This window comes from Clostridium sp. Marseille-P2415, assembly GCF_900155545.1.
In the GTDB taxonomy this organism is placed as follows: Bacteria; Bacillota; Clostridia; order Lachnospirales; family Lachnospiraceae; genus Lacrimispora.
Map to the genome: position 1 here is coordinate 1,898,982 of NZ_LT732526.1, position 25,655 is coordinate 1,924,636.

Consider the following 25,655-nt stretch of genomic DNA (forward strand, 5'->3'; position numbering starts at 1 on the left):
GGCGGGGGGCGGGGTTTCGGCAGAAGGACTTCTAAGGCCGGAAGGGTGCAAAAAACATGGGACCGGAAAACTCCGCCCGAATTTCTGAAAGAAATTCGCGCTCCGGGTTTCCTTGGAGGCTGGCTCCGAAGCCAGCCTCCACCCATGTTTTTTGCACCCTTCCGGCCTAAGAAGTTCTAATCTGCCTGCAAACCACCCCCCGCCGCTCCCCCTGGTCCTCCTTTCCCGGCTAAGTTTTTGAGAAAGTCCACTGTGTACGGGCTTGTCTGGTAAAAACTCACCTCAGCCAGAGGTGAAAGATTTTAGTTTGCTGTTTGCCAATACACTTGGCGGAAATGGAAAGCTGCCATACATTTCTGGCTGGAAAATGAGGGAAGGCTCCCCGGATACGGCGATTTTTGCAGGACGTCGATAGGCGTTAGGGAGAGGGTGCGGGAACATGAGGGAAAAAAATGGACCTCAAAGTCCATTTTTTAGACACCCTGAATCGAGTTTTCCATCAGGAAAACTTGATGAATGTGTCGGTGCCCTCATGTTCCTGCGCCCTCTCCCTTACACCTATCCCGTCCGAAACCATGAGCGTATCCGGGGAGCCTTCCCTCATTTTCTTCCAAAATACTGCCGGGGCAGCTTTTCATTTCCTCACAACCTGTTTTTGTCAGCTTCCACCTTAAAGCTGCCCCCCAATTGCTTTAAACCCTTCTCCATACACTTCATTGGAATCCGTGATGATCAAAAATGCATCTTTATCGATTTCGTGGATCGCACGGCGGATCGGAACTACCTGGCTGTTGTTGCAGGCACACATGACGACGTACTTTTCGTCCAGGGAATAAGCGCCCTGTCCCTTGAGGAAGGTACATCCGCGTCCGGTGGCTTCCTCGATCCTCTGGGCTACTTCTGCTTCATGGGAGGTGACTACAAAGACAAGCTTTCCGGCACCCAGGCCATACATGATCTTGTCGATTACCATGGTGGTTACAATGGAAGATAGCATGCCAAGGATGACTGCATCCAGATTGCGGAACACCAGGCCGCCGGCAATGATCACTATGGCATCTATCACAAGGGATATTTGTCCAATGGTCAAGTGAGGGAACAGCTTCCGGATGGCCATGATCAGAAAATCCGTACCTCCGGTGGAACAGTTTCTCAGATAAACGATGGTTAGTCCTAAACCTGAGAAAATTCCGGTACAGGCGGAAGCATACAGAGGATTCCCCACATAGGTCGGCATCAGAGGGACTATATAGTCCAGGACCAGAGCGAATATCACCATGCTCTTCATGGACCGGAGCAAAAAACGTCTTCCTAAAAGCTTGTAGCTTACCAGCACGATCGGAATGTTTAAGACAATGCTGGTGATTCCCATGGGAAGACCGAACAGATAACGCAGGATCAATGCGATACCGGATATTCCCACGGGGGCGAATTCTGCATTTACTGCAAAGTTATAAATACCGGCATTGAATAAAAACGCTCCGGCCAGATCACATACGAGATCGATTCCAAGCTCCTTTGGCGAGTATTCCTGTTTGATTGCCACCATGAGTATGCTGCCTCCATTTTATAGAAAATAATCCTCGATTTCAAACTCTTTTTTCCCAATCTGTATCCGTTTAATGAGAACATTCACTTCCCCATCCTCTTCGGAACAGACTCCATACACTTTTACCTGTGTCTTTCCATAGGATTCCGTCAAATTGATTTCTTTATCCATGATTCCCCGTTCTTCAAGCGCTTCTGCCAGATCCAGAAGAACCTCTTCCACATCTTCCCCGATGTGTTTTCTTTCAAATTCCATTTCCAAAGCTTCATAAACATCCTGATCAAACATGATAAAACCCCCTCTTTCGTTTTCTACAAGCTAATTATAACCCTTTGAATCTCCTTGTCAATCACCGCACACCGTGATAGAATCGGTTTATGAAAATGAACATGACTTATACTATAACACATACAAGCAAAGAGCTTTCTGTCAAACAATATCTTCTGGAGCAGGGATATTCCCAAAGCCTGATCCGGCAGCTACGGTATATGGAAAACGGCATTACCATTAACGGAAAGCAGGTATATACGACTCACCGTTTGAGACCGGGAGAGGTTCTTTCGGCCTGTATACGGGAGGATAAAGGCTCTGAACACATTGTACCCGTTCCCATGCCTCTTCATATTATATACGAGGACGAACATATTTTGGTGGTGAATAAAGATGCCGGCGTCCCTATCCACCCATCTCAGGGCAATTTTGAGAATACCCTGGCCAATGGAATCGCATATTATTTTAAAGAAAAGGGAGAAGTATTCACTTACAGGGCTGTTAACCGTCTGGACCGTGATACGACCGGACTTTTGATTGTGGCTAAAAATCCATTGAGCGCCTGTATTCTTTCGGATATGGTAAAAAAACACCTGATCCTCCGCCGTTATCTGGCGGTTGCCTGCGGCAAGACACCGTTAAAAGGACTGATCGACGCCCCCATTGCCCGGGTGGATGGCTCTACCATTGAGCGGTGTGTGGACAAACTCCGGGGAGAGGAGGCCAGGACCCATTACAAACGGCTTTTCTATGATCCGGTAACCGGGCACTCCCTCATAGGGCTTCGTCTGGAGACCGGCCGCACCCATCAGATCCGGGTCCATTTAAAATCCATTGGACATCCATTGCCCGGGGATTTTCTTTATCATCCGGACTACCGTTACATTAAGCGGCAGGCGCTGCATTCCTTCCGGCTGGATTTTCTTCATCCGATCAGGAAAGAGCCTCTTTCCTTTGAGGCGCCCCTTCCGGAAGATATGCAGTTTTTGGGGATTACATCCACCGCAGGCCTTTGGGATAATGATTTTTAAGCATTCCTCCGGCCAGCTTTGCAAAGCCAATGGAAAATCCATCGGTGTTTACAAGAACCCAGCCCTTCTTTTTTAAACAGGAATGAGAGGGAGTTTCCTCCGGAATCGTTTCCCCTTTTAAATATTTAACGATCTCTTCTCCATCTGACGGCAGATCCACCCATTGGCTTACCTCATCCTTCTTAAGGAAAAGGGCAAGGGCGTGGGAAGGTTCAAAACGGTTCTTCTTCACGGTCCCTATGTGAAGGCCCGGCCGTATGACCTTCATGCCTTTAAAACCGGTCATTTCAGGCGGCATCAGATACAGCTGATCTCCGAAAAGAATATATTCTTTCCGAAGAAGCAGCCGGTCCGGATTCACCAGCAGGTCTTTTAAAAAAACTTCTAATTCTTTTTGGACGGATCTGTCTTTCATATAATCCGGTGCGGCATACCTTTTTTCTGAAATCCCATTCCCGCGCTTTTTTAATACCGCAAGATAATGGCCTTCTCCTTCCGTTTGATCGGGCCAGATCCGGAAGGTCTTTTTTAAGTCTGAAAGCCCGGTCTTGCTCCACTCGGGCCTCCCCGGGTAAAGTCCGGGCCTGTTTCCTGCATCTTCAATGGAAAACTCCGGATGGGAAAGCAGAAATCCTTCTATGACCTGCTCATTTTCTTCCGGGGAAAAGGTACAGGTGGAATAAACCATTCTTCCTCCGGGCTTTAGCATGGCGGCAGCATTTTTAAGGATCTCTTCCTGGCGCGCAGCGCAGGCACTTACATGCTCAAGTGTCCATTCCAGCCTGGCTGCCTCATCCTTGCGGAACATTCCTTCGCCGGAACAGGGCGCATCCACTGCGATCCGGTCAAAAAATTCCGGGAAACGTAAGGACAGGCTTCCGGAATCTTCGTTGGATACCACTGCATTTCCAATTCCAAGACGCTCTACATTCTGGGAAAGGATCCTGGCTCTGGCCGGATGGATCTCATTGCTCAAAAGAAAGCCTTTTCCTCCCATGCGGCCTGCGATATGGGTCGTCTTTCCTCCCGGCGCTGCACATAAATCCAGAATCTTTTCCCCAGGCTGGGGAGCAAGCAGCTCCACCACCGCCATGGCGCTCGGCTCCTGGATGTAATAAAGCCCTGCCTCATGATAAGGATGCTTTCCCGGCCTGTCTCCTGCCTGGTAGTAATATCCTTCTAAAGCCCACGGGATTTTCTTTAACTGAAAGGGACAGATTTCAGTAAATTTATCCTGAGAAACCTTTAAAGGGTTTACCCTGAGTCCCTGAACCCGTTCCTTCTCATAGCTTTCTATAAAAGAATCATATTCTTCTCCTAAAAGCCCCTTCATTTTATCCTTAAATGCATCCGGTAATTTTATCATTGTTTTTCCTCTGAACTTTTTATTTAAAATAACACACTTTCATTACTATTTTTCGAGATATATGACCAGAATATTAAGAGATAAATTCTGCGAGGTGCGACATGCTCATAATTACCGTTACCGCTTACTTCATTATTCCCATATTAACCGTTCTTTTTGCCTCGGAAACCGACTGGTTTACGTTGAATTTCTCTGTACTGGGAAGCCTTTCCTCCAGAAAAAACCTGTTTCTCCTATGGGGCATCATCGTAGGAATTTATTTCTATTATGTTTTAAAACGGATCATAAAACGTCTTCCCCGGAATAAAAAAGAAAAGGCTATCAGTAAAGCAGCCCTGCTGCTCCTTGCTCTGTCAGTTACCACTCCTTACCTGCCTGACTCTCAGCCTATTCCTTCTTTTCTCCATGTTATGTTTTCATTCCTGGCATCCATTTTTCTTATCATCTGTCTTTACATGGTGATCTGGAAGCTGTATTGCATGAATCAGGCGTTTTACCGTCCCTATCTGCTTTGCTTAAACGTCATAACGGTTCTGTCCGCCCTGCTGTTTTTTCTCGCCGGAATTGTGAGCACTGCCCTGGAGATATTTTTCGTACTGTCCAGTACGGTCCTTCTTAAAAAGCTTTACTGCAGAGTCACGGCGCCAAGGATAAAACGGTATTAAGCATGCCTTACCAGGAAAAACGGAAGTACCCGAAATAAGAAACATTCTTACGGGTACTTCCACTTTTCTTCAAACCTTAGGGCCTGATAACCGAACGCGCTCCTGCCATTTTTTCTGCGATCTCATACATATTGGTAATAGATCCGACTTTAAGCTTGTCAGTTAATTCATAGTAATTTAAGCAGGTTCCGCAGGTCAGAATTTCCACACCCTGAGCTTCTAAATTCTTTAAATCCTCCAGGGATTGAGAACCCTCTACGGACAGCCTGGCTCCTCCATTGTAGAGCAGTACTGTCTCGGGAAGTTTCTCCAGCTTAGTCAGTGCATAAACAAATCCCTTCATCAGGATGCGGCCCAGTTCCTCATTTCCGCTTCCCATCTGGTCCGAGGAAAGTACTGCCACAAGCCCTTTCGTTCTGCCATCCGGAATGCACTCTGCCTGTTCTGGGGTTTCCGCCATTTCCCCGGCATTCCCGTTAACATGGAACAGAACTTCAAATTCCCCATCTGCTTTTTTCTCTGATGTGGGAGCAAGTCCTGCATAATTCCCCAGCTTCATTACATTCTGTACTGCAATTTCATTGTCCACAAGAACCTTTAATATCCCCTCATTCATTTCCTTTAATGCTTCTTTGGCCTTCATAACCGGCTGTGGACATGTAAGCCCTCTTGCATCAACAATTTTTTCCATTCAACCACTCTCCTTTTCCGTTATAGCTCGCAGAATCCAAAACCGGGACCTATCCTATTAAAAAGGACCTGCCCCGGCTTTTCCTGTGTTTATTCCTCGTCTTCGCCTACCAGCTCATCGTATTCCGCTTCGTCCAGTAATTCATCAAAGGCATCCGCAACGATCTCATATTCTTCGTCATCTTCGATATTCTCAAGATTCGGTTGTCCGTCCTCCTTCTCAAAATAGCGATACAGATAAACTTCCCCCTCTTCTGCCTCAGGGCCATCCATAGGAAGCAGTGCGATATAATCCCTTTCGCCTGCCGTGAAAATGGTAAGCACCACGCACTCCAGTTCTGATCCGTCATCCAGGGTCAGTGTAACTGTCATCTCCTCCTGTGGTTCCATATCATCGCGCTCTAAATTAGGATCCTGTGCCATCCTGATACCTCTCTTTTTTCATAATCTTATTGTTACGGTGCTTCTTTTGCACCTGTTTCCACTCTATCAGACAATTCTGCAAAAATCAAGGGATTTCGCCCTTAATATTCAATTCCCTTTCTTGCACTTATTCCTTTATCGTACGGATGCTTCACCTTTCTGATCTCCGACACATAGTCTGCCATTTCCACAAGCTTCTCCGATGGATTTCTTCCTGTCAAAACTACCTCCAGCTTTTCCGGACGCCCGCCTAAGAACTTAAGGACCCTTGTTTCGTCAACAAGACCGTAATGACACACTGCCATGATTTCATCTAATATAAGTAAATCAAACTCCTCCTTCTCAGAGCGCTTTAAGGTAGTTTCCAATAACTCCGAGTAATAGATCCCGGCCTCTTTTTTCTGATCTTCTGTCATATTAGAGAAAAAGCCAAAATTCCGGTCACAAGGTGTGACAATGACCTCCGGCAGCCCGCTAAGGGCCTGTACTTCACCGGAATGGTCTGTTTTTAAAAAACGGGTGATCAAAACCCTTTTTCCGCAGCCGGCAGCCCGAACGGCCAGGCCGATGGCAGCGGTGGTCTTTCCCTTTCCATCCCCGCAGTAAATGTGTACGCATGCTCTCATATCCTTTTCTCCTTTCCGCCCATGTTTTCCGGGCAGGGCCCGCCCTGCTTTATCGGGCGTAAAGGTATGCCTTTAGGGCGTCCCTCTTTACTGCCCACGTTCCAGGTATTCCCGGACAAAACGTGAAACCTCCTGTTTTTTACCGTATCTTTCCCGGACATAATTAACATGCAGCCGTTCCTTGGCCCTTGTCATAGCCACATAAAACATACGCCGCTCCTCCTCCATATTTGCAGGAAGCACCGCCTTATGGTGAGGTGTCACCCCTTCATTGGCATCCAAAATATAAACGATCCGGTATTCCAGCCCTTTGGAGCTGTGCATTGTCATGAGAGCCACGCCTTCCGGGCGGCCTTCCCCGGACTGTGTCTGTGCTTTCAGCTCCTCCCCATATTCCTTCATATGGCGGAACCATTCATCAAAGGTGGGATAACCGGCTGCACTTTCCTGCAGCTGGTCCAAAATTTCCCAAAGCTCCTCCGGCTTCATCCTGCGGTACTGGGCATATTCCCGGATATAATCGTCATACCCGACCGCTTTCCTGATATAGTTTACTGCAGCTACGGGTGCCATATTCCTTATCATTTTCAAATCATATTCCAGCTGTTCGATCCGTTCCACCATCCAGCCCTTGTCCTGGTAAAAGGATTTGACTGATTCCCAGTTTACCGGATTCCGTTCCAGGGCATCCCGGCTTATATACCGGTTGGGCCGGTTGATGATCTGGAGTACATTCGCCCTGGACAGCTCGCCGGCTGCCGCATGGATATAGCAGGTGATGTTTTTCGCGATCCAATGATCGTACAGATTGGGGACGGAATCTTTCATGCAAAAGGGAATATTGTATTCCATGAACTTCTCAATTAATAGCCTGGGACCTAAATTGGTCCGGTACAGGACGGCGATCTCCTTCCAGTAAAAACCCGCTCTGGCATAGTTGGTGATCTCGCCGACGATTTCCATTGTTTCTTCCTGCGGATCCTGCCACATTCTGGTCACAACCGGCTTCCCCAGGCCCTTTTGGGCGGCAATTTTCTTTGAAAACCGCATTTCATTGTGGACGATCAGCTTTCCGGCAGTTTCCACGATATCCTTTGTACTCCTGAAATTGATGTTGAGAAGGACTTTTTTTGCTTCGGGATAATCCTTTTCAAAACCCAGCATGATTTCAGGCTTGGCCCCCCGGAACCGGTAGATTGACTGATCGTCATCCCCAACAATAAAAAGATTATTCTCCGGCGCGGCTAACATCCGGACAATCTCATACTGCACCCGGTTGATATCCTGAAACTCATCCACCAGAATATACCGGTACTTTTTCTGCCAGGCTTCCAGAATATCCTTTCTCTGGGTAAACAGCTCATGGCACATCACCAGCATGTCATCAAAATCAATCAGATTGGACCTGCGCAGCCGGTCCTCATATCCAAGATAGAGCTGTTTGAAGATTTCCTCGGAGCAGTTCCTGGAATAGTAATGATCTAACCCGATCATCTCTCCTTTTACAGAACTGATCTCTGACAGGATGGAAGTAACAAATTCCGCTTCATCCTCCACCTCAACCCGGCATTTATCCATTTCTTCTTTTATATACTGGATTTTCTGTTCCTCTCTGACTATGCTGCGGGCATCATACCGGTAGGCAAACTTTAAAATGCGGAAAAAGATGGCATGAAAGGTACCAAAGCTGACTATAGACGGTCTGCCGTCCATAAGGCCTTCAAAACGCTCTTTCATCTCCCTGGCTGCCGCTTTGGTAAATGTGATGACCAGAATATTCGACGGATCCACGCCATGCTGTTCGATCAGGCAGCATATCCGGTGAGTTATGGTAAAGGTCTTTCCGGAGCCCGGCCCGGCAAGGACCAGCATGGGCCCCCTGTTATGGAGGATTGCCTCTTTCTGGGCTCCCTCATATGTAACTTGTTCCTTCATGAATTCCTCCAGTTTGTATCTGTCTCAGTCAAAGCGGATATTCGCAATCCGATTCGCTACTTGATAAGGTTAAAGTAAAGCTTCAGAATGAGTCAAGAAAAGCAGGGGCCCGGTCACAGCCGGAGCCTCTGCTTCTATATTATAACTTATTCTGCCCCATTGCTTAAAAGTTCGATTCCCTTTTTGATTCTGAAAAGGGATTCTTCTTTTCCAAGGACCTCCATGATCTCGGTAGCGCCTGCCGGAGTCATCTGCTTTCCTGATACCGCAGTTCGGATAGGCCACATGACAAAGCCGGTTTTACATTCCTTTTCCGAAACATATTTAGACAGCGTCACATACAGCGCATCATTGCTGTAATCTTCCTGGGCTTCCAGAATGGGAAGGACATCCTGCAGCAGAGAAAGGGAAGTCTTGCTGTCCGTCTTCATTTTCTTATTAATATACATGGCAGGATCGTACTCCGGCAGGTTCTCAAAGAAATCGATGTGATCTGCGATATCCGGAAAAATCTCGATCCTGGTTTTAACCATGCCGGCGATCTTCCTTAAGTCCAGATCTTTCTTTATAACAACCTTGAGGTAAGGTTCTGCCATCTCATAGAAACGGTCAAAATCCATGGTTTTCATATATTCGCTGTTCATCCATTTTAACTTGGTCAGATCGAAAACAGCCGGGGATTTGCTGATATTTCGGTAATCAAATTCCCTGATTAATTCGTCCAGAGAGAAAATCTCCTGATTGTTAACCGGGGACCAGCCCAAAAGAGCCACGTAATTCACCACAGCCTCGGACAGAAAGCCCTGCTCTATCAAATCTTCATAGGAAGCGTGTCCGCTTCTCTTGCTCAGTTTCTTATGCTCTTCGTTGGTGATCAGCGGGCAGTGAACGTATACCGGAACCTCCCAGCCAAACGCGTCATATAAGCGGTTATACTTCGGGGAGGAAGACAGATATTCATTGCCTCTCACCACATGGGTGATTCCCATCAGGTGGTCATCCACCACATTGGCGAAATTATAGGTCGGATATCCATCGGATTTGATCAATACCATATCATCCAGCTCTGAGTTGTCCACGGAAATGTCGCCGTAAATCTCATCATGAAAGGTAGTCGTTCCTTCGGTCGGATTGTTCTGACGTATGACATAAGGCATTCCCGCTGCCAGATTGGCTTCCACTTCTTCTCTAGAAAGCTGGAGACAATGCTTATCATAAGTCATGATTTCCTGGCCATCCACCATTTTCTTAAGGGAATCCAGCCTCTCCTGAGTGCAGAAGCAATAATAAGCCTCTCCTTTTTCCACCAGCTTTTTCGCATATTCCAGATAGATGCCGGACGCCTGACGATCGCTTTGCACGTAAGGGCCTACTCCGCCATCCTTGTCCGGTCCTTCGTCGTGGTTAAGTCCGGTCTCTTCCAGGGTTCTATAAATAATCTCGACAGCGCCTTCCACAAAACGTTCCTGATCCGTATCTTCAATGCGGAGAAGGAAATCCCCTCCTTCATGCTTTGCGATCAGGTATGCATATAATGCGGTCCTCAAGTTTCCTACGTGCATGCGGCCCGTCGGACTCGGCGCGTATCTTGTTCTTATTTTATTCATCGTTAACACACTCCTATATCTTCTTTCTCGTGTCAGGCCGAAGGAAGTTCGATTCGCTCTCCGGCTCATCGGACGGCTGCCAAAGCCACGTAGTCCATTATATAACGAACTACCGGAAAAGACAATGATTTAGCGGAAAATTCTCCGGCATCTATAAGCCCAGAAGCTTACAGGCAAGCCGGAAATAAATGATCAGACTGACCGCATCCACAATCGTGGTGATGAGAGGTGCCGCCATAATAGCCGGGTCCATGCGGAATACCTTGGCTGCAATGGGAAGAACCGCACCGATCGTCTTTGCCAGTACAACCGTGACCAGAAGGCTTAACATTACCGTCAGGCAGAGCATCTCCTGTCCCGGGTAGAGGATCATCAGACGAACGTAGTTCACAAGGCCCAGAATCATGCCTACAATGAGCGCTACCTTCAACTCCTTAAAAATTACACGGAAAATATCTTTCGTACCGATTTCTCCCACCGCCATGCCGCGGATGATCATGGTACTGCTCTGGCTTCCTGCGTTTCCGCCAGTATCCGTAAGCATGGGGATAAAGGTTACAAGCAGCGGAATTACCGCAAAAGCCGCTTCATATCTGGCCAGGATCCCTCCTGTGATCATGCTGCTGACCATCAGGACAAGAAGCCAGACGATCCGGTTTTTAGCCAGCTGGAATACGCTGGTCTTTAAATAAGGCTTTTCACTGGGCAGCATGGCCGCCATTTTTTCAAAATCCTCCGTAGCTTCCTGTTCCATAACATCCACAACGTCATCAACGGTAACGATTCCCACCAGTCGTTCTTCATGATCCACCACCGGAAGGCTCAGTAAATCGTATTTTTGAAAGCTTTCCGCCACAGCCTCCTGGTCTTCCGTAGTAACCGCCTTTATGACATGAGTATCCATGATATCGCCAATGGTTAATTCGTAGGGATTCATTAACAGATCCTTGACTGTGACAACGCCTTCCAGCCTTCTCTTCCCATCCATCACATAGCAGGTGTAAATGGTTTCCTTATCCACACCATGCTTTCGGATATAGGTAAATGCCTGCTCCACTGTCATGGTTTTCTTAAGTCCCACGTACTCTGCCGTCATGATGCTTCCGGCACTGTTTTCCGGATAGTTTAAAAACTGATTGATCAGCTTCCTGGTGTCTGCGGCCGCATTTTGAAGAACCCTCTTTACCACACTGGCAGGCAGCTCCTCCAGCATATCCACGGCATCATCCACGAATAAGTCTTCCACTATGGTTCCCAGCTCATGATCCGTTATGCTGTTAATAATGTGCCTCTGCTTCTCAACTTCCAGACATGCGAATACCTCACTGGCCAGCTCCTTGGGAAGCATCCGAAATACCACCACCGTTTTCTCGGAGTCCAGTGCTTCAATGAACGTGGCAATATCCATCTCATTGAACTCCGTCATCACTTCCTTTAATTTTCGAAACTGACGGCTGTTCACCAGCTCCATCAGTTCATCCATGTTGAACTTCTCCTGCATTTGTTACTTCCTCCATATGAACCTGTTTTCTGTCGTGGTTTTTATGGAAGCAGAACGGGGCTTTGCCATAACTTTTAATTCCTGGCAAAACAAAATAGCCATAATTACAGAACTTATCTGTAAAGAATGGCTATCATAAACGCAGAGATCTATCCTCTTTTAACGGCAGTGAAGCCGGAGCAGATTCGAAATCCCGGACTCTGCCCCACTACCATACGCTTATGATAATTGTCTGCTTCCATCTTCTGACTTCGACCTTCCACTCCGGTTCACTTCCTTTCTTAAATAATTTTCTATACCCGAAGGGTATTTCCTAACTAAGGATAACAGCTGCCGCCGTAAAAATCAACCCTAAAATCATTTTCTTTAATATACCGCACCCGGCCCAACCGATTCTGCGCCGGGATATGAATCACCCGGAGCAAAACCCGGATCGCCATAATCATCGGAATCCTCATCTCCCGGAAAAACTGCTTCGGTGGTCTCTCTCGGGCCGACGACTCCGGGACCGATCTGCTGGGGTTTTCCCGTGGAATCCTCCTGTTTCGGCAAAGACATGGCGTGGGTTACTGCCTCATCAAGCTGCTGCTTTAATCCATCATAATATTCCGTACCGCTTAGCTGATCCAAAAGAGTACGGGCTGTATTGATCTTCTCATCGGTGGTGCTGTCGCGATATTCCAGGGCATTTAAATCCCCGATCAGAGACTGAAGCTCAGAAACCGCCTGTGCCACCGCCTGCTGGGATGCCTGCACGGATTCCAGATCGCTTTGAGCCCGGGATTCCGCCTTTTTCCTATCTTCCTCTTCCTTCCACTTATTAACATCAGACTTGGCTGCAGCCTCTGCAACAGAGGAAAACAAATCCCTGGTCCCTGTCTCACTGTTCGTTTTCTCTCCTCTGGAATCCACATTATAAAGGGAAACCGTTGCAGGCATATCCCAGTCCTGCGCAGGCAGACCGCCGTTTATCTCAGCCATGAAATCATGCCAGATCTTTCCGGAATAGGTTTTCCCGTAAACCCCGGGCATGGCCTTGGGCGTGTCATATCCCACCCAGATAGCGGTGGTGTAATACTTCGTATATCCGCAGAACCAGGTATCCTTATTGCTGTTTGTGGTTCCGGTCTTCCCTGCAGCCGGAATATCGAGCCCCAGCCCATAGCCTGTGCCGTATGGTTTATCCAGTGTTCCCTTCAGAACATCGGTGATCATATACGCCGTATCTTCCGTGAATATTCTCTCATCTGCCTGGTTTCCATTATACACCTCGCCGTCATACTGGCTCTTTATGCTGGTAATGCAGGTATTATTGCTGTACATCCCATTGTTGGCAAGAACGGAATACCCTTTGGCCATATCCACGACCCTGGCCCCTTCCGTAAAGCCTCCGATGCTCATGCTGCTGTTTCCGTTATCCAGATAGCTCAATCCCGCGAAATGCATCTTTCCCAGATACCGGATCCCGGTATCGACGCCGATATCGGCCAGCACCTGCCAGGCCACGGTATTTAAGCTCCGGTTTAATGCCTCCCTGACGGAGACATTGCCATAATATTTCCCACCGCTGTTTTTGGGTCCTTTATCAAACAGATGGTCATTCACCAGCCTGGATGGATAATAAAATCCGGTTTCAAAGGCAGGCGCATAATCAATCAGCGGTTTAATGGTGGAACCTGGCTGGCGCCTGCTTAAAAATCCACGGTTGTATTCATCATCCGTACCGCGGCCGCCCACAATGGCTACCACATATCCGGTCCGGTTGTCAATGCACACCGCTGCGCCCTGAAGGGCGAATTTGCCGTTATCCTGCAGGTCCTTAAAACCTGCCAGACGCTTATCAATGGTATCCTGCAAAGAGGTCTGGACCGCCGTTTCCAGACTGGTATGTATCTCAAACCCACCGTTTCGGATCATATCGCTCTTGGACTGATAGAGCTCCTGATACTGCTCCTTATAGGAATCGTAAGCCACCTGACTGTTAAACACATACTGAAAAACAAACCCCTCGTTCTTCATCAGCTCCAGAGCCGCACAGTGGATCGCATAGCTTGTCTGGTAATTTTCTTTTGTTCCGGCCTCATAAACTTTAGCCACAGTGAGAGGCTGGTCTTTTGCGTTTTCCTTTTCTTCCTCCGAAATGAACTTGCACAGAGCCATATTGTCTATGATCTGGTCTCTCTTTTTCCTGGAGGTCTCCGGATGGGCAACCGGGTCATACTTAGACGGATTATTACTGATTCCCGCCAGGGTAGCCGCCTCCCAGACAGTCAGGTCTTTTGCTTCCTTATCAAAATAATAACGACTGGCTTCCGACACTCCGTAACACCGGTTTGCATAGAAATTGGTGTTGCAGTAAAATTCCAGGATGTCGGCCTTCGTATACTTCTCCTCAATCCGGGGAGCAGCAAAAAATTCCGTCAGTTTCCTTTGAAAGGTCCGCTCCTGGGTCAAATAAGTGTTTTTAATGACCTGCTGGGTGATGGTGCTTCCGCCCTGGGTGATTGTCCCCCTGTTTTTCACAAATACCACACCTGCACGAATCAGGCCGATGTAATCAATGCCATGATGCTTGTAAAACCTCCGGTCCTCCTGAGCGATGTAAGCGTTTTGAAGATTTTTACTGATTCCGGTAATCGGAACATATTCATAGTGGCCTGAATTAATGGTCCCGATCAGATTACCCGTGGAATCATAAATTCTTGTATCCGTAGGCTGGGAAAAATCTGTTTTGGCTGTATTGCTTATAATGGAGTCAGCCTTTTCTTTACAGGCTAAGATTTCATCCTGGTATTTTAAAAATACGGCACCGCCGGCCAGGCATCCTAAAACCATTACCACAAGAAATGCAAGAAGAATGACTTTAATAGGCCGGAAAAATATTGACCATGCACTTCTGTGCTTCTTTTTACGTTTCCCCATATCCATGTGCCTCCTTCTCATCATCTTTTTCTATATGACAAAAACGGGAAGCCTCTTTATTTAAGACTTCCCGTTTGTTACCAGAGCTGATGACGGGACTCGGACCCGTGACCTCCTCACTACCAATGAGGTGCGCTACCACCTGTGCCACATCAGCATCTTTTTGCGTTCTCCGCTCGAACCTCGTATATCATAGCATGGGAATATCTCTTTGTCAACATTTTTTTATTTTTTTACTAAAGTGTAAATAATTGCAAAAATTTCAAATAAATGACTTTTTATAACCTTCCTCATTTTACCATTTAAGCCGCCGGGAGCAGAACAGGAAACCATGGCATCATTTCCTGCCCTCTCCCTTAGCTGCACGTTTTCTATAAAATGCCTTTAAAGCTTTCCCGAAGGGTATCACAGGATTTGTTAAACTGTCCCATTTCTTCCTCGGTCAAAGACAGGGTCAGAACTCTCTGAATCCCATTTTTATTGATGATGCAGGGGACTCCTGCATATACCTCCGACTGCCCGTATTCTCCCCGCAGCATGGCTGATACCGTTAAGACACTGTTTTCATCCCCAAAGATTGCCCTGGTGATTCTGGTAAGAGCCATTCCGATCCCGTAATAGGTGGCCTGCTTGGCTTCAATAATCCGGTAAGCCGCTCCCCGGACCTCATCCTCGATCCGCTTTAGCTCTTCCCTGCATACCATACCTTCCTCTCCTCCGCTTCCGCAAAGAGAAAGAATGGGCTTCGTGGCGATCATGGCCTGGCTCCAGGGAACAAACTCGCTGTCCCCGTGCTCTCCCATGACATATGCGTGGACATTCCTTGGATCAACCCGCAGCGACTCACCCAGCAGATACCGGAGTCTGGCTGTGTCCAGGGCCGTACCGCTTCCCAGCACCCGCCTGGGATTAAAGCCTGACAGGGCATAGGTAATTCTCGTCATGATGTCCACAGGATTGGTGGCCACCAGAAAAATACCGTTAAAACCTGATTCCGTTACAGGCTGCACAATGGACTGAAATACGGATGCATTCCGTTTTAATAAGTCAAGCCTTGTCTCTCCAGGCTTCTGGGCGACTCCGGCACAAATTGCGACAATGTCCGCATCCGAACAATCCCGGTATTCGCCGGCATAAATTTCCATATGGGACGTTAAAAAAGCAAGTCCATGGTTTAAATCCATCGCTTCTCCCTCCGCCCTTTTCCGATTAATATCAATTAATACCAGTTCATCACAAGCACCCTGATTCAGCATGGAATAGGCATAACTCATCCCCACCATTCCTGTACCGACTAACGCAACTTTTCTTTTTTCTGTTCTCATCATTCAACCACTCTCCTTAAGCTATTATAGATAGTGTATCTGCTTGAATTACAAACTATACGCTGCTATATGCCGCGGTCAATTTTTTTTGTCATTAATTCACTGTTGCTGCTGTAAATAACGGCGTTTTCTCTGGTGATCCTCCCTTCTTTATACAGATTTAAAAGACTGGCATCCATGGAAATCATGCCTTCTGTCTGCCCGGTGGCAATGACCGAATCAATCTGGTGAGTCTTGGATTCCCGGATCATATTCCGGATCGCATTGTTAAAAAACATGATTTCAAAAGCCGGATAAATGCCGCCATCCACAGTGGGGATCAACTGCTGGGAAACCACTGCCTGAACCACCATGGAAAGCTGCATCCGGATCTGCTGCTGCTGGTTAGGCGGAAAATTATCAATGATGCGGTCAATGGTATTGGCCGCCCCTACCGTATGAAGGGTGGAAATCACCAGATGACCGGTCTCTGCTGCTGTCATTGCAATCCGTATGGTCTCATAATCCCTCATCTCTCCCACCAGGATCACATCCGGGGCCTGGCGCAGGGCTGCCCGCAGCCCGGTCACATAGCTGTCTGTGTCCGTTGTGACTTCCCTCTGGGTTACCACGCTCTGCTTGTGGCGGTGAAGGTATTCCAAAGGGTCCTCTAAAGTGATGACATGGGCGTTTCGCGTATTGTTGATCTTATCAATAATACAGGCCAGCGTAGTGGTCTTTCCGCTTCCCGCAGGTCCGGTGACCAGCACAAATCCTTTTGTCATTCTCGCGATATCTATAACGTTCTCCGGGATATGAAGTGCCTTATGATCCGGCAGTTCAAAGTTAACGACCCGGATCACCGCTGCCAGAGATCCCCGCTGACGGAACACGCTGGACCGGAATCTGGAAACGCCGGCAAGGGCAAAAGAGAAATCATCATCCCCATGTTCCCGCACTTTTTCCATGCTTCGGTTTCCGGCCAGCTTATAAAGCTCTGCAATCAATTCCTCCATCTGGGCCGGAAACAGTTTTTCCTCATTCTGGTATACAATCCTGCTCCCGATTTTATACGAAAACGGCATGCCGGGCACCAGAAAAATATCGGATGCATTCTGTGCCACAGCAGAGCTTAGCAAATCCACTACCTTCATCTTCCAGTCTCCTACTCTTTTGTTTCCCCGCCGGTCCACACCGGCATGGAATCATCAATTTCAAAATCTTCTGTCTGAACTACCTTCCACTGCGATATGATCATGCTTCCTGTTCCTTCAAACTGGGGGATCAATTCGATAAAAAGTGCCTGGGACCGCTCCATGGCGATTTCCGTTACCACAGTTCCCTCCCCAAGACGGTAATATCCCCCCAGCTTCCGGCTTAAAAGCTTCCTGCACTCCCCGGGATCCGGGCTCTGCTCCCGGACTGCATCCACCGTTTCCGAAACCATCCGGTAAAATTTTTCTCCCTCACTGTCCGCCCGGTAATACTCCGTCACTGCCGAAGCATTGCGCTTCGCTAAATCCCATTCGCTTTTTGCGGTGCTTAAGGAGAGCATCCCAAAGGTCACAAGGCACAGGACAATAAATATTAAAATAAGGGAAGGACTGCCGATCGCTGCTCTGTATCCCTTTTCCTGCTTTGCCATGCTTCCACCTCCGTCAATCTTTCGTTTCATGCCGGTAAACCCTAAGAGTATACACCTCTTCCCCGTTCCGGCTGACAGCCACTTCCGCCTGCCCCTCTCCGGGAAGCTTTGTCCTCACATGAAAAACAGCATATTGTATTTCACAGGGATCACCGGTTCTGTCAAATCCCATTACATACCCTTCGGATGGATCCTCCGGCACTTCCGCCTGGAACTGTTCCTGTAATCCGGCCGCGCCCTTTGCTTTCCAGACCTCTGCCACGCTTTGGGCAATCAACACACTCTGGTTCAGATCCGATGCCTTCCGGCTTATAGAATCGGCCTTTACAAACGTTTGAAGGCAGACCGCCGCACAAAGAATAAAGAAAAAAATGACTGCGGTCATCTCCATTAGGAACACGCCTGAATGGTGTTTTCTATTCATCTTCCGGACCTCCGCTTCTAAGGGTAAGCCAGAGGCTGCCTCCGCTCTCCCCTTCCGTTTTTATGTGGAGAAGCCTGCCTGTCATTTCCATGGAAACCGCACTGCATTCCAAAATCTCATTTCCGTCTCCGACTCCCAGGCCGCTTCCGGCATCTGTAAACAATTCCCATAACCTGCCATCCCGGTAATAGATATCTGTCACATAAACCGAATCCTGTATCTTCTGCTCCAGCTTAAGGACGGTGATCCCATCCGTTTCCGTGAGAGATACCTTCCCGGCTTCATCTCCCTGTCTCACCTTATTGGCAATATAGCTTAGGGCCACATCCTCCCGGTAGGTATTCTCTGTCCTGGCATTGATATTCTCATAGACCCTGCCCCCAATGAGCACGGAGAACAGGGCGCAGAGTACAAATACGAGAAACAGCAGAATGGTAAAAAGAACACCAGCCATCCGGCCCCTCCGGTTTACTTTTCCGCTCATATGCCCACCTCCCGGTTATTGTTCACGTAAGCTGACCGTAATATCCGGCATGAAGTTGGAAGCGAAGCCGCTGTAAAATACATCATACCGTTCTCTGTCGATCTGTATTCCATAATTTTCTTCCAGATATTCCACACTGGGCGGATACCTTCCTTCAATCGCATAACACTGGACCGACGCCCTGCGTATGGCATCCCGAAGCGTCTGCGCTCCTTTCGTATCCGCTTTTTTCGAAAATATAAGGACTCCGGATACGAAAAGAACGATTGTGCAGGCAAATGCCGACAGAGAAATCAAATAGCCCCGGATTTCCTTAAGGGACTGCTTCCATCTATTCATTCCAGCTCCCTCCTATCCGATTGCCGATAAAACACCGGTCAGAGGCAGCATGACAGAAAGGAGGATCAGGCCAACCGCAATAGCCAGTACCGCAACCACGGTGGGTTCAAACCGGGTGATCATATGTTCCATGGCCGTATCCGCCTCTTCTTCATAGCTTTTGGAGATTTCCTCCATGACACTGTCCAACCGTCCGCTTCTTGCACCCACCTTTATCATCTGCACATAGAACCCTTTAAACAATCCCGTATTCTTCATGGCGGTATAGTAATCCGTACCTGCTTCCAGTTCCTCTGCACAGGCCTTTATTTTTTCTTCCACCGTCTGGTTCTCCACAAGCTCTCCGGCCAGTTCCATTCCCTTTAAAAGAGCCAGCCCGCTGTGAAGGGTCAGAGCCAGTACAGAAGTGAAACGGCGGTTTGCAACCGCAAGTGCTATCCGGCTCCTCTTTTTAATCCAATGCAGCAGACGTTCCACCATAAGGAGCTTTCTCCCCCTTTTTCCAATAAGCCACACAGAAACTGCCGCCACCGCCAGGAGCATTCCGATTGCCAGAGCTGCTGCGCAGAATGCACCTCCAAGCTTTGTTGCAGCAAGAGAGACCGGCGGCATCTCTGCCCCCAGCTGTTTATAAACATTTTCAAAAATCGGCATAACCTTTGTAAATAATACAACCAAAACCATCAGAAGCATAAAAATCATGATAACCGGATAGGTGACCGCATTTTTTATGTTTTTCATAAGAACATGCTCTTTTTCATAATAACCGGCCAGTGATTCCATGATCTGATCCAGGGTCCCGGTTTCCTCCCCCAGTCTGGCCATGCGGATCACATAGGGCGGATAAACTCCTGTTTTCTCCAGTACCTTTGAGAAAGGAACGCCAAGCTCTGCCTCCTCAGCCATCTTAAGAAGGATTTTTTTCTCTTCCTCCCCTGCCGCATCCTCCGCCATAACAGACAATCCCTCGTCAAGAGGGATAGCCGCATGGAGAAGAATCGATATCTGGAGACAGAAAGCGGAAAGTTCCCGGGCGGAATATCGTTTTTTCGCTTCCTTTGCCATGTTTCGTTTCTCCTTTATCTTATGAAGTTCTCTAGTATGTATATTTAGCCTTATAATTGGAGCTGTCTTTGATGTACTCCCTGATAGCCGGATCATTTCCTCCCGAAGACGCAAAGGTAGGGTCCATGAGTTTCCAGTTATAGCCGTCAAAATAAATGATGTTATCCACCCAGCCCTGTCCTTCTATGTATACATTCACCCATGCATGATAAAGGCTTCCCGTATAGCCGACCACAAGCTTTGTGGGAATGTTCTGGGACCGCAGCATGGCAGTCATGACTGCTGCATAATCAAAGCAGATTCCTTTTTTCCGGGCCAGAACATCGTCGACATCAGGCCGATAGCCGGACTCAACCGAATTAGCCAGTGCCGTATCATAGGTGAAATTCTTTATAACAAAATTGTAAACATTGGTCACAACGCCAAGAGCATCTGACGCAGGGGCTGCAAGCTCCGCTCCTTTTTTAACCACCGCGCTTCCGGCAGAAAAATTCACATACTGGTTCGGATAAAGGAAAGGCTCAAATTCATCCGCAAGGGTCACATGAATATCATTGCTGGACTTTACCGCATACTGGGTGCCCTGTACCTGTTCCAAAACCCGGACTGTGTACGTTCCGTTTCCTTCCGTTAAAGGGAATACCTCATAAGCAGATCTGGCATTTAAATCATAGGTATACGTTTCTCCTCCGCCTTTTATCACCTGAACCTTGATTTTTGAAGCACTTCCGGTATACCGGACCATCACATAGCCATGGCTGGTATTGGAAGCATCCACGGCGGCGGAATTGCTGCCCAAGGTGACAGTACCGGAAGCCTTAGGGGTTTTCACATTGCTCCCTTCAGGCTTTGAATACAGAGGTACTGCTTCATCCCCGATGCTTACCACAGTTTTCCACTCAATGCTCTCCTCTGTGCTGTCCGCCGCTGTTATCCGGTCGCCTGATGTACAGCCGTTTAAAGAGAACAGTATGGCTGCACAAACAGATGCCATAGCTATACCATTCTTTTTCATAAACATCATCTCCTCGTCTGTTATCCCAAACGCTGTCTTACGATCTCATAAGCCAGAACACCTGCCGCTACAGAAGCATTGAGGGAATCAATATCACCTTTCATGGGGATGGAAGCCACCATATCGCACTTTTCCCGGATAAGCCTTCCCACACCGCTCCCCTCACTGCCGATGACAAGGCCGATGGGCCCCTTTAAATTAAGCCGGTACATCATTTCTCCATCCATATCGGCACAGACAAACCACATGCCTTTTGCCTTTAACTCTTCTATTGTGGCAGTCAGATTGGTGACCTTGGCTACCGGCGTATAATTAAGCGCCCCGGCAGAGGTCTTTGCAACCGTAGCCGTAAGGCCCACCGCCCGGCGCTTTGGAATGATAACTCCGTGGGCTCCGGCTAAATTAGCGGTACGGATGATGGCTCCCAGATTGTGCGGATCTTCAATTCCGTCCAACAGGAAAAGAAACGGCGGTTCTCCCTTTTCCTCTGCCGCCTTTAACATATCCTCCACTTCCGCGTATTCATAGGCAGCAGCATGTGCGATAACGCCCTGATGATGACCTTCCTCTGACATCTGATCCAGGCGCTCTCTTTCCACGAAGTTAATGATGGTATCCTTCTTTTTTGCTTCCCGGACAATGGACTGGATGGGACCATCCTGAACTCCCTTTTGCACGTACAGTTTATCGATCGTCTTTCCGGAACGGAATGCTTCCAACACTGCGTTCCTGCCTTCTATCGTAAATTCCTCTATCATTCCAGTTCTCCTATTCTTTCAAGTCCTCTGCCCACCAAAGCAACCAGACGGTCAAAACTGCCATTTAAATACAGGTAGCCGCACAGCGCTTCAAATCCGGTAGCGGTTCTGTAATCGGCAACCGTAGCGTGTTTGGCGGTCGTTGCGGATTTGGCGTTACGCCCCCGTTTGTAAACCGCCACCTCTTCCGGCGTCAAATTCTCTTCTTCCAGAAGCCTGCGGACCATCTCCGCCTGTGTTCCGGCGTTCACCAGTTTGGCGCTTTTTTTATGCATATTATTCACCTGGGTGCTTCCATGGTTCATGACCTTGGTCCGGACAATCACTTCATAGACCGCATCTCCAATATAAGCCAGTGCCAGAGGGGAATAGCTTTTTACATCCACTTCCTTAAGCTTTAGCGTATCCGCAAAGAATTCGGAAAATGCGGACAGCGACATTACACTCTCTTCCATTTTACACCTTCCCTGGTGTCCTCCAGAACAATGCCCTTATCCAGAAGCTTCCCGCGGATTTCATCGGCCAAAGCAAAATTTTTGTCCTTTCTGGCCTGCTGCCTGGCTTCGATCATGGCTTCAATTTCACCATCCAGAATCTCTGCCTTCTTTTCCGTTATGATTCCCAGAACATCGCAGAGCCGTTCAATGGTTCTCTTTAAGCAGGCGACATAATCCCCGGAACTTTCTCCGTTTGTTGTAGAATTGCTTAATTTCACCAGTTCAAAAATCGCAGAAATGGCATCTGCCGTGTTAAAATCGTCATCCATGGCAGTCTCAAATTTAATAACCAGTTCCTCTACAGCCTTCTGGTACTCACCGTCACGGAACCCCTCTGATTTTGCAGAAGCTTCCAGACTCCTTAATTTATCCACTGCAGTTAAAATCCGGTCCAGGCCGTTCTTTGATGCTTCCATTAAATCGGCGCTGAAATTAAGCGGGCTTCTGTAATGGGCGCTCAGCATAAAGAAGCGCAGTACCTGAAGATCATATTTCTCACTGATTTCCCTTACCGTGAAGAAATTCCCCAGGGATTTGGACATCTTCCTATTATCAATATTTAAAAATGCGTTGTGCATCCAGTATCTGGCAAATTCTTTTCCGTTGGCAGCCTCGCTCTGGGCGATCTCATTCTCGTGATGAGGGAAAATGAGATCCTCTCCCCCCGCATGGATATCAATCTGGTCTCCAAGATATTTCTTAGACATGACAGAACACTCGATATGCCAGCCCGGCCGCCCTTCACACCACGGTGATTCCCAGTAAGGTTCCCCTTCTTTTTTTGGCTTCCAGAGTACGAAATCGGCCGGATCCTCTTTCCCTTCCTCACCGGTCACCTTGATCTCACGGAAACCGGACTGCAGATCCTCCAGATTCTTATGAGACAGTTTCCCATATCCATCAAAGGATTTTGTACGGAAATAAACGGTTCCATCCTCTGCCTTATAAGCATGGCCGGCTGCGGTCAGTTCTTCGATCATATCCAGCATCCCGCAGATTTCCTCGGTAGCCAGCGGAGTCCTGGTAGCCGGCCTGACATTCATTCCTTCCATATCCTTTTTGCACTCCGCAATGTAGCGCTTGGAAATGGTGTCCGCATCCACGCCCTCTTCTATGGCTTTCTTAATGATCTTATCATCTACATCGGTAAAGTTGGAAACGAAATTCACCTCATAGCCCTTATATTCAAAATACCTTCGAACCGTATCAAACACGATCATAGGTCTTGCATTACCGATGTGGATAAAATTATATACGGTCGGACCGCAGACATACATTTTCACCTTTCCAGGCTCCAACGGCACGAATTCTTCCTTTTGTCTGGATAATGTATTAAAAACTTTCATAATATCTCCCTTCCATCTATCCTGTTTCCTTACGCTTTCCGGCAGCATCCGCCGCAGCCGCTGCAATCCGCCGACATGATCTTATCATCATAGCAGTAGTCCAGGGCAGACGTCAACAGTGTAATTGCCTGAGAAGAAATTCCCTCTCCGTTTCCGGTAAAACCAAGCCCTTCTTCTGTTGTAGCCTTTACATTAACCTTATCCACCGTCAAATTTAAAGCATCGGCAATGTTTTCTGCCATCCTGGGGCGGTAGGGCAAAAGTTTTGGCTTTTGTGCTATGACCGTGGCATCTATGTTCTCGATCACATAACCACGTTCCTCCAAAAGGCGGCCCACCTGCTTTAAAAGCTCGATACTGGATATGTCCTTATACTGAGGATCCGTATCCGGAAAATGTTCTCCGATATCCCCCAGCCCCGCTGCACCTAAAAGGGCATCCATAACCGCATGGGCCAGTACATCGGCGTCAGAATGGCCCAAAAGCCCCTTCTCATAAGGAATCTTCACCCCTCCCAGGATGAGCTCCCTTCCTTCTGCTAATTTATGCACATCATATCCCTGTCCGATTCTCATAATTCTTCCTTTCCTCTTTACTGCCCATGCTTTTTGGGCATAATGGTATATCCGAAGGGTGTTTCCTCTTTATTGCCCACGCTTTCTGGGCATAATGGTATACCCGAAGGGTGTTTCCTCTTTACTGCCCATGCTTTTTGGGCATAATGGTATACCCGAAGGGTGTTTCCTCTTTATTGCCCGCGCTTTCTGGGCATAATGGTATACCCGAAGGGTGTTTCTTCTATATATACATATCTATACAATCATGCGCAGTTTTTTGCCGATGCACCGAATCTGCACATCGTTCTGGCAAAAACAGCTTTCTCCGTCTACGTGCACTGCCATTGGGCGGTCCATGTGGATCAAAGCTTCTTCGCATGTATAAAATCTGGTTCCCTTATTGAAAGATTTTCTGCCCATGAGGGAATTGAGCAGCACGGGCACCAGCTTCCGTTTCTTCCGGTTATTCATAACACAGATGGATAACTGCCCGTCTTCAAAGCTTGCATCCGGGGCAAATTTAAAACCGCCGCCCTCGTACGGATGAATATGGGCGGATATGAAATAGGCGTGGTTAAACTCAACCTTCTGGACACCATTAAGAAGAATATAGCCCTTTGACGGCCTGGCTAAAATCAACTGCTTCACTCCAATGAGGAGATAGATCATCTTCCCAATGTGAAACTTATTGAGCAGCCCTTTTGATTTGGAATAGAGAATGTTGTGGCAGACAGCCGCATCCATTCCGATTCCTGCACTGACCATAAAGCGTCTGTGGGAAATTTCACTTTCCCCATAAGACAGAACTCCGTAATCCATAAGCTTATAGTATTTCGGATGCAGGATCTTTTTCAAACACCTGACCGGACTTTTCGGAAGCTTTAAGCTTCTGGCCAGATCATTGCCCGATCCGGCCGGAATATACCCTAACGTGACAGAGCCGCAGAAGGAAAGCCCATCCAGGATTTCATTCACAGTTCCGTCGCCGCCTACTGCAATGATGATGCTTGATTCCCTGCAGCCTTCTGTCAGCTCCCTGGCAAATACCCTTGCATCTCCCGGTTTTTCCGTCAGGAACGCCTGGTACTCTGCACCGCAGGTCTTAAGTGTTGTCTCCAGTTTTTTCCAAATGTTTCTTCCCCGTCCGCAGCGTGAGTTCGGGTTTACAATAAAATAGTACATGGAATCCCTCCACTTTTTACTATTTGTTAGTATAACATAAAACAGGAGAAATGAATATAAAAAAAATGGAAAAAGACTTCCGGTTCCTGTCGAAGCAGAAAAAAACCTGTAATCGGCTGATTACAGGTCAAAAAAGTAGCGGAAGGGAGATTCGAACTCTCGACACCACGGGTATGAACCGTGTGCTCTGGCCAACTGAGCTATTCCGCCATATGAAATTAATGGATAAACGTATTGTCTATCAATGGGACCTACAGGGCTCGAACCTGTGACCCTCTGCTTGTAAGGCAGATGCTCTCCCAGCTGAGCTAAGATCCCAGTGCTTGTACGATCGCGTTACCGCTTTTTTGCTCCCCGCTCTCGACTGCTCCATTAGTATAATATGAATTGTATTAATTGTCAACACTTTTTTGTCAATTTTTTTCATTTCCCCTCATTCCCCTGCCAGCCCTGA

The 25,655-nt window shown here is 47.8% G+C and carries 25 protein-coding genes and 3 tRNA genes; 2 read left to right on the forward strand and 26 right to left on the reverse strand.

The features are described 5' to 3' along the window. Positions 1–670: 670 nt before the first annotated feature. Together BQ9856_RS13650 and BQ9856_RS13655 are read right to left on the reverse strand one after the other, a co-directional pair. Positions 671–1,549, reverse strand: coding sequence for a YitT family protein (locus BQ9856_RS13650; RefSeq protein ID WP_077611523.1), 879 nt, complete (start codon positions 1,547–1,549; stop codon positions 671–673). Between the two features lie 18 nt (positions 1,550–1,567). After that, on the reverse strand, positions 1,568–1,837 hold the full coding sequence (locus BQ9856_RS13655; RefSeq protein ID WP_077611524.1) for a U-box domain-containing protein 56: 270 nt from the start codon (positions 1,835–1,837) through the stop codon (positions 1,568–1,570). 101 nt (positions 1,838–1,938) lie between these two features. Here BQ9856_RS13655 and BQ9856_RS13660 point away from each other — a divergent pair, with 101 nt between their 5' ends. Then, positions 1,939–2,850 carry an RluA family pseudouridine synthase gene (locus BQ9856_RS13660; RefSeq protein WP_235839210.1) on the forward strand — a complete coding sequence of 304 codons (912 nt, stop codon included), beginning with the start codon at positions 1,939–1,941 and terminating at the stop codon, positions 2,848–2,850. Here BQ9856_RS13660 and BQ9856_RS13665 read toward each other — a convergent pair. After that, positions 2,813–4,216 (reverse strand): RsmB/NOP family class I SAM-dependent RNA methyltransferase, encoded by a 1,404-nt coding sequence (locus BQ9856_RS13665; protein WP_077611526.1) that lies wholly within the window; start codon positions 4,214–4,216, stop codon positions 2,813–2,815. The genes BQ9856_RS13660 and BQ9856_RS13665 overlap by 38 nt on opposite strands. 101 nt (positions 4,217–4,317) lie before the next feature. On the opposite strand from BQ9856_RS13665, the gene BQ9856_RS13670 reads away from it, so the two are divergent. After that, the gene (locus tag BQ9856_RS13670) at positions 4,318–4,881 is read left to right on the forward strand and encodes a hypothetical protein (protein ID WP_077611527.1); all 564 of its coding nucleotides are present in this window, start codon (positions 4,318–4,320) and stop codon (positions 4,879–4,881) included. 76 nt (positions 4,882–4,957) lie between these two features. Here the strand turns inward: BQ9856_RS13670 and yedF are convergent, their stop codons facing one another. From yedF to BQ9856_RS13785, 23 genes are all read right to left on the reverse strand, one after another. After that, the gene (gene yedF / locus BQ9856_RS13675; protein WP_077611528.1) at positions 4,958–5,572 is read right to left on the reverse strand and encodes a sulfurtransferase-like selenium metabolism protein YedF; all 615 of its coding nucleotides are present in this window, start codon (positions 5,570–5,572) and stop codon (positions 4,958–4,960) included. An 89-nt stretch (positions 5,573–5,661) separates the two neighbouring features. Next, positions 5,662–5,994 (reverse strand): DUF1292 domain-containing protein, encoded by a 333-nt coding sequence (locus BQ9856_RS13680; protein ID WP_077611529.1) that lies wholly within the window; start codon positions 5,992–5,994, stop codon positions 5,662–5,664. A gap of 101 nt (positions 5,995–6,095) precedes the next feature. Then, entirely contained in the window at positions 6,096–6,620 is a 525-nt protein-coding gene (locus tag BQ9856_RS13685; protein WP_077611530.1) for a cob(I)yrinic acid a,c-diamide adenosyltransferase, read from the reverse strand. 87 nt (positions 6,621–6,707) lie between these two features. After that, complete coding sequence (locus BQ9856_RS13690) at positions 6,708–8,555, reverse strand: ATP-dependent helicase (protein ID WP_077611531.1); 1,848 nt, start codon at positions 8,553–8,555, stop codon at positions 6,708–6,710. Between the two features lie 146 nt (positions 8,556–8,701). Then, positions 8,702–10,162 (reverse strand): glutamate--tRNA ligase, encoded by a 1,461-nt coding sequence (gene gltX / locus BQ9856_RS13695; RefSeq protein WP_077611532.1) that lies wholly within the window; start codon positions 10,160–10,162, stop codon positions 8,702–8,704. 151 nt (positions 10,163–10,313) lie between these two features. Continuing rightward, on the reverse strand, positions 10,314–11,645 hold the full coding sequence (gene mgtE, locus BQ9856_RS13700) for a magnesium transporter (protein ID WP_442855530.1): 1,332 nt from the start codon (positions 11,643–11,645) through the stop codon (positions 10,314–10,316). 384 nt (positions 11,646–12,029) lie between these two features. After that, positions 12,030–14,585 (reverse strand): transglycosylase domain-containing protein, encoded by a 2,556-nt coding sequence (locus BQ9856_RS13705; protein WP_077611534.1) that lies wholly within the window; start codon positions 14,583–14,585, stop codon positions 12,030–12,032. Positions 14,586–14,669: 84 nt separating this feature from the next. After that, a tRNA-Thr gene (locus BQ9856_RS13710) sits at positions 14,670–14,742 on the reverse strand. 214 nt (positions 14,743–14,956) lie between these two features. After that, a complete protein-coding gene (locus BQ9856_RS13715; protein ID WP_077613374.1) occupies positions 14,957–15,910 on the reverse strand; it encodes an L-lactate dehydrogenase in 954 nt (317 codons plus the stop codon). A gap of 65 nt (positions 15,911–15,975) precedes the next feature. Next, complete coding sequence (locus BQ9856_RS13720) at positions 15,976–17,043, reverse strand: type IV pilus twitching motility protein PilT (RefSeq protein ID WP_077611535.1); 1,068 nt, start codon at positions 17,041–17,043, stop codon at positions 15,976–15,978. Positions 17,044–17,054: 11 nt separating this feature from the next. Then, a complete protein-coding gene (locus tag BQ9856_RS13725) occupies positions 17,055–17,534 on the reverse strand; it encodes a short-chain dehydrogenase (protein ID WP_077613375.1) in 480 nt (159 codons plus the stop codon). 13 nt (positions 17,535–17,547) lie between these two features. Next, entirely contained in the window at positions 17,548–17,958 is a 411-nt protein-coding gene (locus BQ9856_RS13730; protein WP_077611536.1) for a hypothetical protein, read from the reverse strand. Then, a complete protein-coding gene (locus BQ9856_RS13735; RefSeq protein WP_077611537.1) occupies positions 17,951–18,442 on the reverse strand; it encodes a DUF4860 domain-containing protein in 492 nt (163 codons plus the stop codon). The genes BQ9856_RS13730 and BQ9856_RS13735 overlap by 8 nt, the downstream gene beginning before the upstream one ends. Positions 18,443–18,457: 15 nt before the next feature. Next, positions 18,458–18,781, reverse strand: a complete 324-nt coding sequence (locus tag BQ9856_RS13740) for a hypothetical protein (protein WP_139348702.1) — start codon at positions 18,779–18,781, stop codon at positions 18,458–18,460. A 12-nt stretch (positions 18,782–18,793) separates the two neighbouring features. Beyond that, positions 18,794–19,846 carry a type II secretion system F family protein gene (locus tag BQ9856_RS13745; protein ID WP_077611538.1) on the reverse strand — a complete coding sequence of 351 codons (1,053 nt, stop codon included), beginning with the start codon at positions 19,844–19,846 and terminating at the stop codon, positions 18,794–18,796. Between the two features lie 31 nt (positions 19,847–19,877). Beyond that, positions 19,878–20,861 (reverse strand): transglutaminase-like domain-containing protein, encoded by a 984-nt coding sequence (locus BQ9856_RS13750; protein ID WP_077611539.1) that lies wholly within the window; start codon positions 20,859–20,861, stop codon positions 19,878–19,880. A gap of 20 nt (positions 20,862–20,881) precedes the next feature. Continuing rightward, complete coding sequence (rlmB, locus tag BQ9856_RS13755) at positions 20,882–21,619, reverse strand: 23S rRNA (guanosine(2251)-2'-O)-methyltransferase RlmB (RefSeq protein ID WP_077611540.1); 738 nt, start codon at positions 21,617–21,619, stop codon at positions 20,882–20,884. Further along, the gene (locus BQ9856_RS13760) at positions 21,616–22,074 is read right to left on the reverse strand and encodes a Mini-ribonuclease 3 (RefSeq protein WP_077611541.1); all 459 of its coding nucleotides are present in this window, start codon (positions 22,072–22,074) and stop codon (positions 21,616–21,618) included. Before BQ9856_RS13760 ends, rlmB begins: the two co-directional genes overlap by 4 nt. After that, complete coding sequence (gene cysS, locus BQ9856_RS13765; RefSeq protein WP_077613377.1) at positions 22,059–23,462, reverse strand: cysteine--tRNA ligase; 1,404 nt, start codon at positions 23,460–23,462, stop codon at positions 22,059–22,061. The genes BQ9856_RS13760 and cysS overlap by 16 nt, the downstream gene beginning before the upstream one ends. Positions 23,463–23,491: 29 nt before the next feature. Next, positions 23,492–24,037 (reverse strand): 2-C-methyl-D-erythritol 2,4-cyclodiphosphate synthase, encoded by a 546-nt coding sequence (ispF, locus tag BQ9856_RS13770; RefSeq protein ID WP_077611542.1) that lies wholly within the window; start codon positions 24,035–24,037, stop codon positions 23,492–23,494. A 237-nt stretch (positions 24,038–24,274) separates the two neighbouring features. After that, the gene (locus BQ9856_RS13775; RefSeq protein WP_077611543.1) at positions 24,275–25,201 is read right to left on the reverse strand and encodes a diacylglycerol/lipid kinase family protein; all 927 of its coding nucleotides are present in this window, start codon (positions 25,199–25,201) and stop codon (positions 24,275–24,277) included. Between the two features lie 136 nt (positions 25,202–25,337). Beyond that, positions 25,338–25,411: transfer RNA gene (locus BQ9856_RS13780), tRNA-Met, on the reverse strand. A 35-nt stretch (positions 25,412–25,446) separates the two neighbouring features. Beyond that, positions 25,447–25,519 (reverse strand) — tRNA-Val (locus BQ9856_RS13785). Positions 25,520–25,655 lie beyond the last annotated feature (136 nt).

Bases quoted from the DNA above. Each gene is read 5' to 3' on its own strand.
- BQ9856_RS13745 (WP_077611538.1), bottom strand. From the start codon at position 19,846: ATGGCAAAGGAAGCGAAAAAACGATATTCCGCCCGGGAACTTTCCGCT.
- BQ9856_RS13720 (WP_077611535.1), bottom strand. From the start codon at position 17,043: ATGAAGGTAGTGGATTTGCTAAGCTCTGCTGTGGCACAGAATGCATCC.
- BQ9856_RS13725 (WP_077613375.1), bottom strand. From the start codon at position 17,534: ATGGCAAAGCAGGAAAAGGGATACAGAGCAGCGATCGGCAGTCCTTCC.
- BQ9856_RS13775 (WP_077611543.1), bottom strand. From the start codon at position 25,201: ATGTACTATTTTATTGTAAACCCGAACTCACGCTGCGGACGGGGAAGA.
- rlmB (WP_077611540.1), bottom strand. From the start codon at position 21,619: ATGATAGAGGAATTTACGATAGAAGGCAGGAACGCAGTGTTGGAAGCA.
- BQ9856_RS13680 (WP_077611529.1), bottom strand. From the start codon at position 5,994: ATGGCACAGGATCCTAATTTAGAGCGCGATGATATGGAACCACAGGAG.
- BQ9856_RS13730 (WP_077611536.1), bottom strand. From the start codon at position 17,958: ATGAATAGAAAACACCATTCAGGCGTGTTCCTAATGGAGATGACCGCA.
- BQ9856_RS13760 (WP_077611541.1), bottom strand. From the start codon at position 22,074: ATGGAAGAGAGTGTAATGTCGCTGTCCGCATTTTCCGAATTCTTTGCG.
- BQ9856_RS13665 (WP_077611526.1), bottom strand. From the start codon at position 4,216: ATGATAAAATTACCGGATGCATTTAAGGATAAAATGAAGGGGCTTTTA.
- gltX (WP_077611532.1), bottom strand. From the start codon at position 10,162: ATGAATAAAATAAGAACAAGATACGCGCCGAGTCCGACGGGCCGCATG.
- BQ9856_RS13735 (WP_077611537.1), bottom strand. From the start codon at position 18,442: ATGAGCGGAAAAGTAAACCGGAGGGGCCGGATGGCTGGTGTTCTTTTT.
- BQ9856_RS13690 (WP_077611531.1), bottom strand. From the start codon at position 8,555: ATGAAGGAACAAGTTACATATGAGGGAGCCCAGAAAGAGGCAATCCTC.
- cysS (WP_077613377.1), bottom strand. From the start codon at position 23,462: ATGAAAGTTTTTAATACATTATCCAGACAAAAGGAAGAATTCGTGCCG.
- BQ9856_RS13715 (WP_077613374.1), bottom strand. From the start codon at position 15,910: ATGAGAACAGAAAAAAGAAAAGTTGCGTTAGTCGGTACAGGAATGGTG.
- BQ9856_RS13670 (WP_077611527.1), top strand. From the start codon at position 4,318: ATGCTCATAATTACCGTTACCGCTTACTTCATTATTCCCATATTAACC.
- yedF (WP_077611528.1), bottom strand. From the start codon at position 5,572: ATGGAAAAAATTGTTGATGCAAGAGGGCTTACATGTCCACAGCCGGTT.
- BQ9856_RS13655 (WP_077611524.1), bottom strand. From the start codon at position 1,837: ATGTTTGATCAGGATGTTTATGAAGCTTTGGAAATGGAATTTGAAAGA.
- BQ9856_RS13705 (WP_077611534.1), bottom strand. From the start codon at position 14,585: ATGGGGAAACGTAAAAAGAAGCACAGAAGTGCATGGTCAATATTTTTC.
- BQ9856_RS13650 (WP_077611523.1), bottom strand. From the start codon at position 1,549: ATGGTGGCAATCAAACAGGAATACTCGCCAAAGGAGCTTGGAATCGAT.
- ispF (WP_077611542.1), bottom strand. From the start codon at position 24,037: ATGAGAATCGGACAGGGATATGATGTGCATAAATTAGCAGAAGGAAGG.
- BQ9856_RS13740 (WP_139348702.1), bottom strand. From the start codon at position 18,781: ATGAATAGATGGAAGCAGTCCCTTAAGGAAATCCGGGGCTATTTGATT.
- BQ9856_RS13660 (WP_235839210.1), top strand. From the start codon at position 1,939: ATGACTTATACTATAACACATACAAGCAAAGAGCTTTCTGTCAAACAA.
- BQ9856_RS13685 (WP_077611530.1), bottom strand. From the start codon at position 6,620: ATGAGAGCATGCGTACACATTTACTGCGGGGATGGAAAGGGAAAGACC.
- BQ9856_RS13750 (WP_077611539.1), bottom strand. From the start codon at position 20,861: ATGAAAAAGAATGGTATAGCTATGGCATCTGTTTGTGCAGCCATACTG.
- mgtE (WP_442855530.1), bottom strand. From the start codon at position 11,645: ATGGATGAACTGATGGAGCTGGTGAACAGCCGTCAGTTTCGAAAATTA.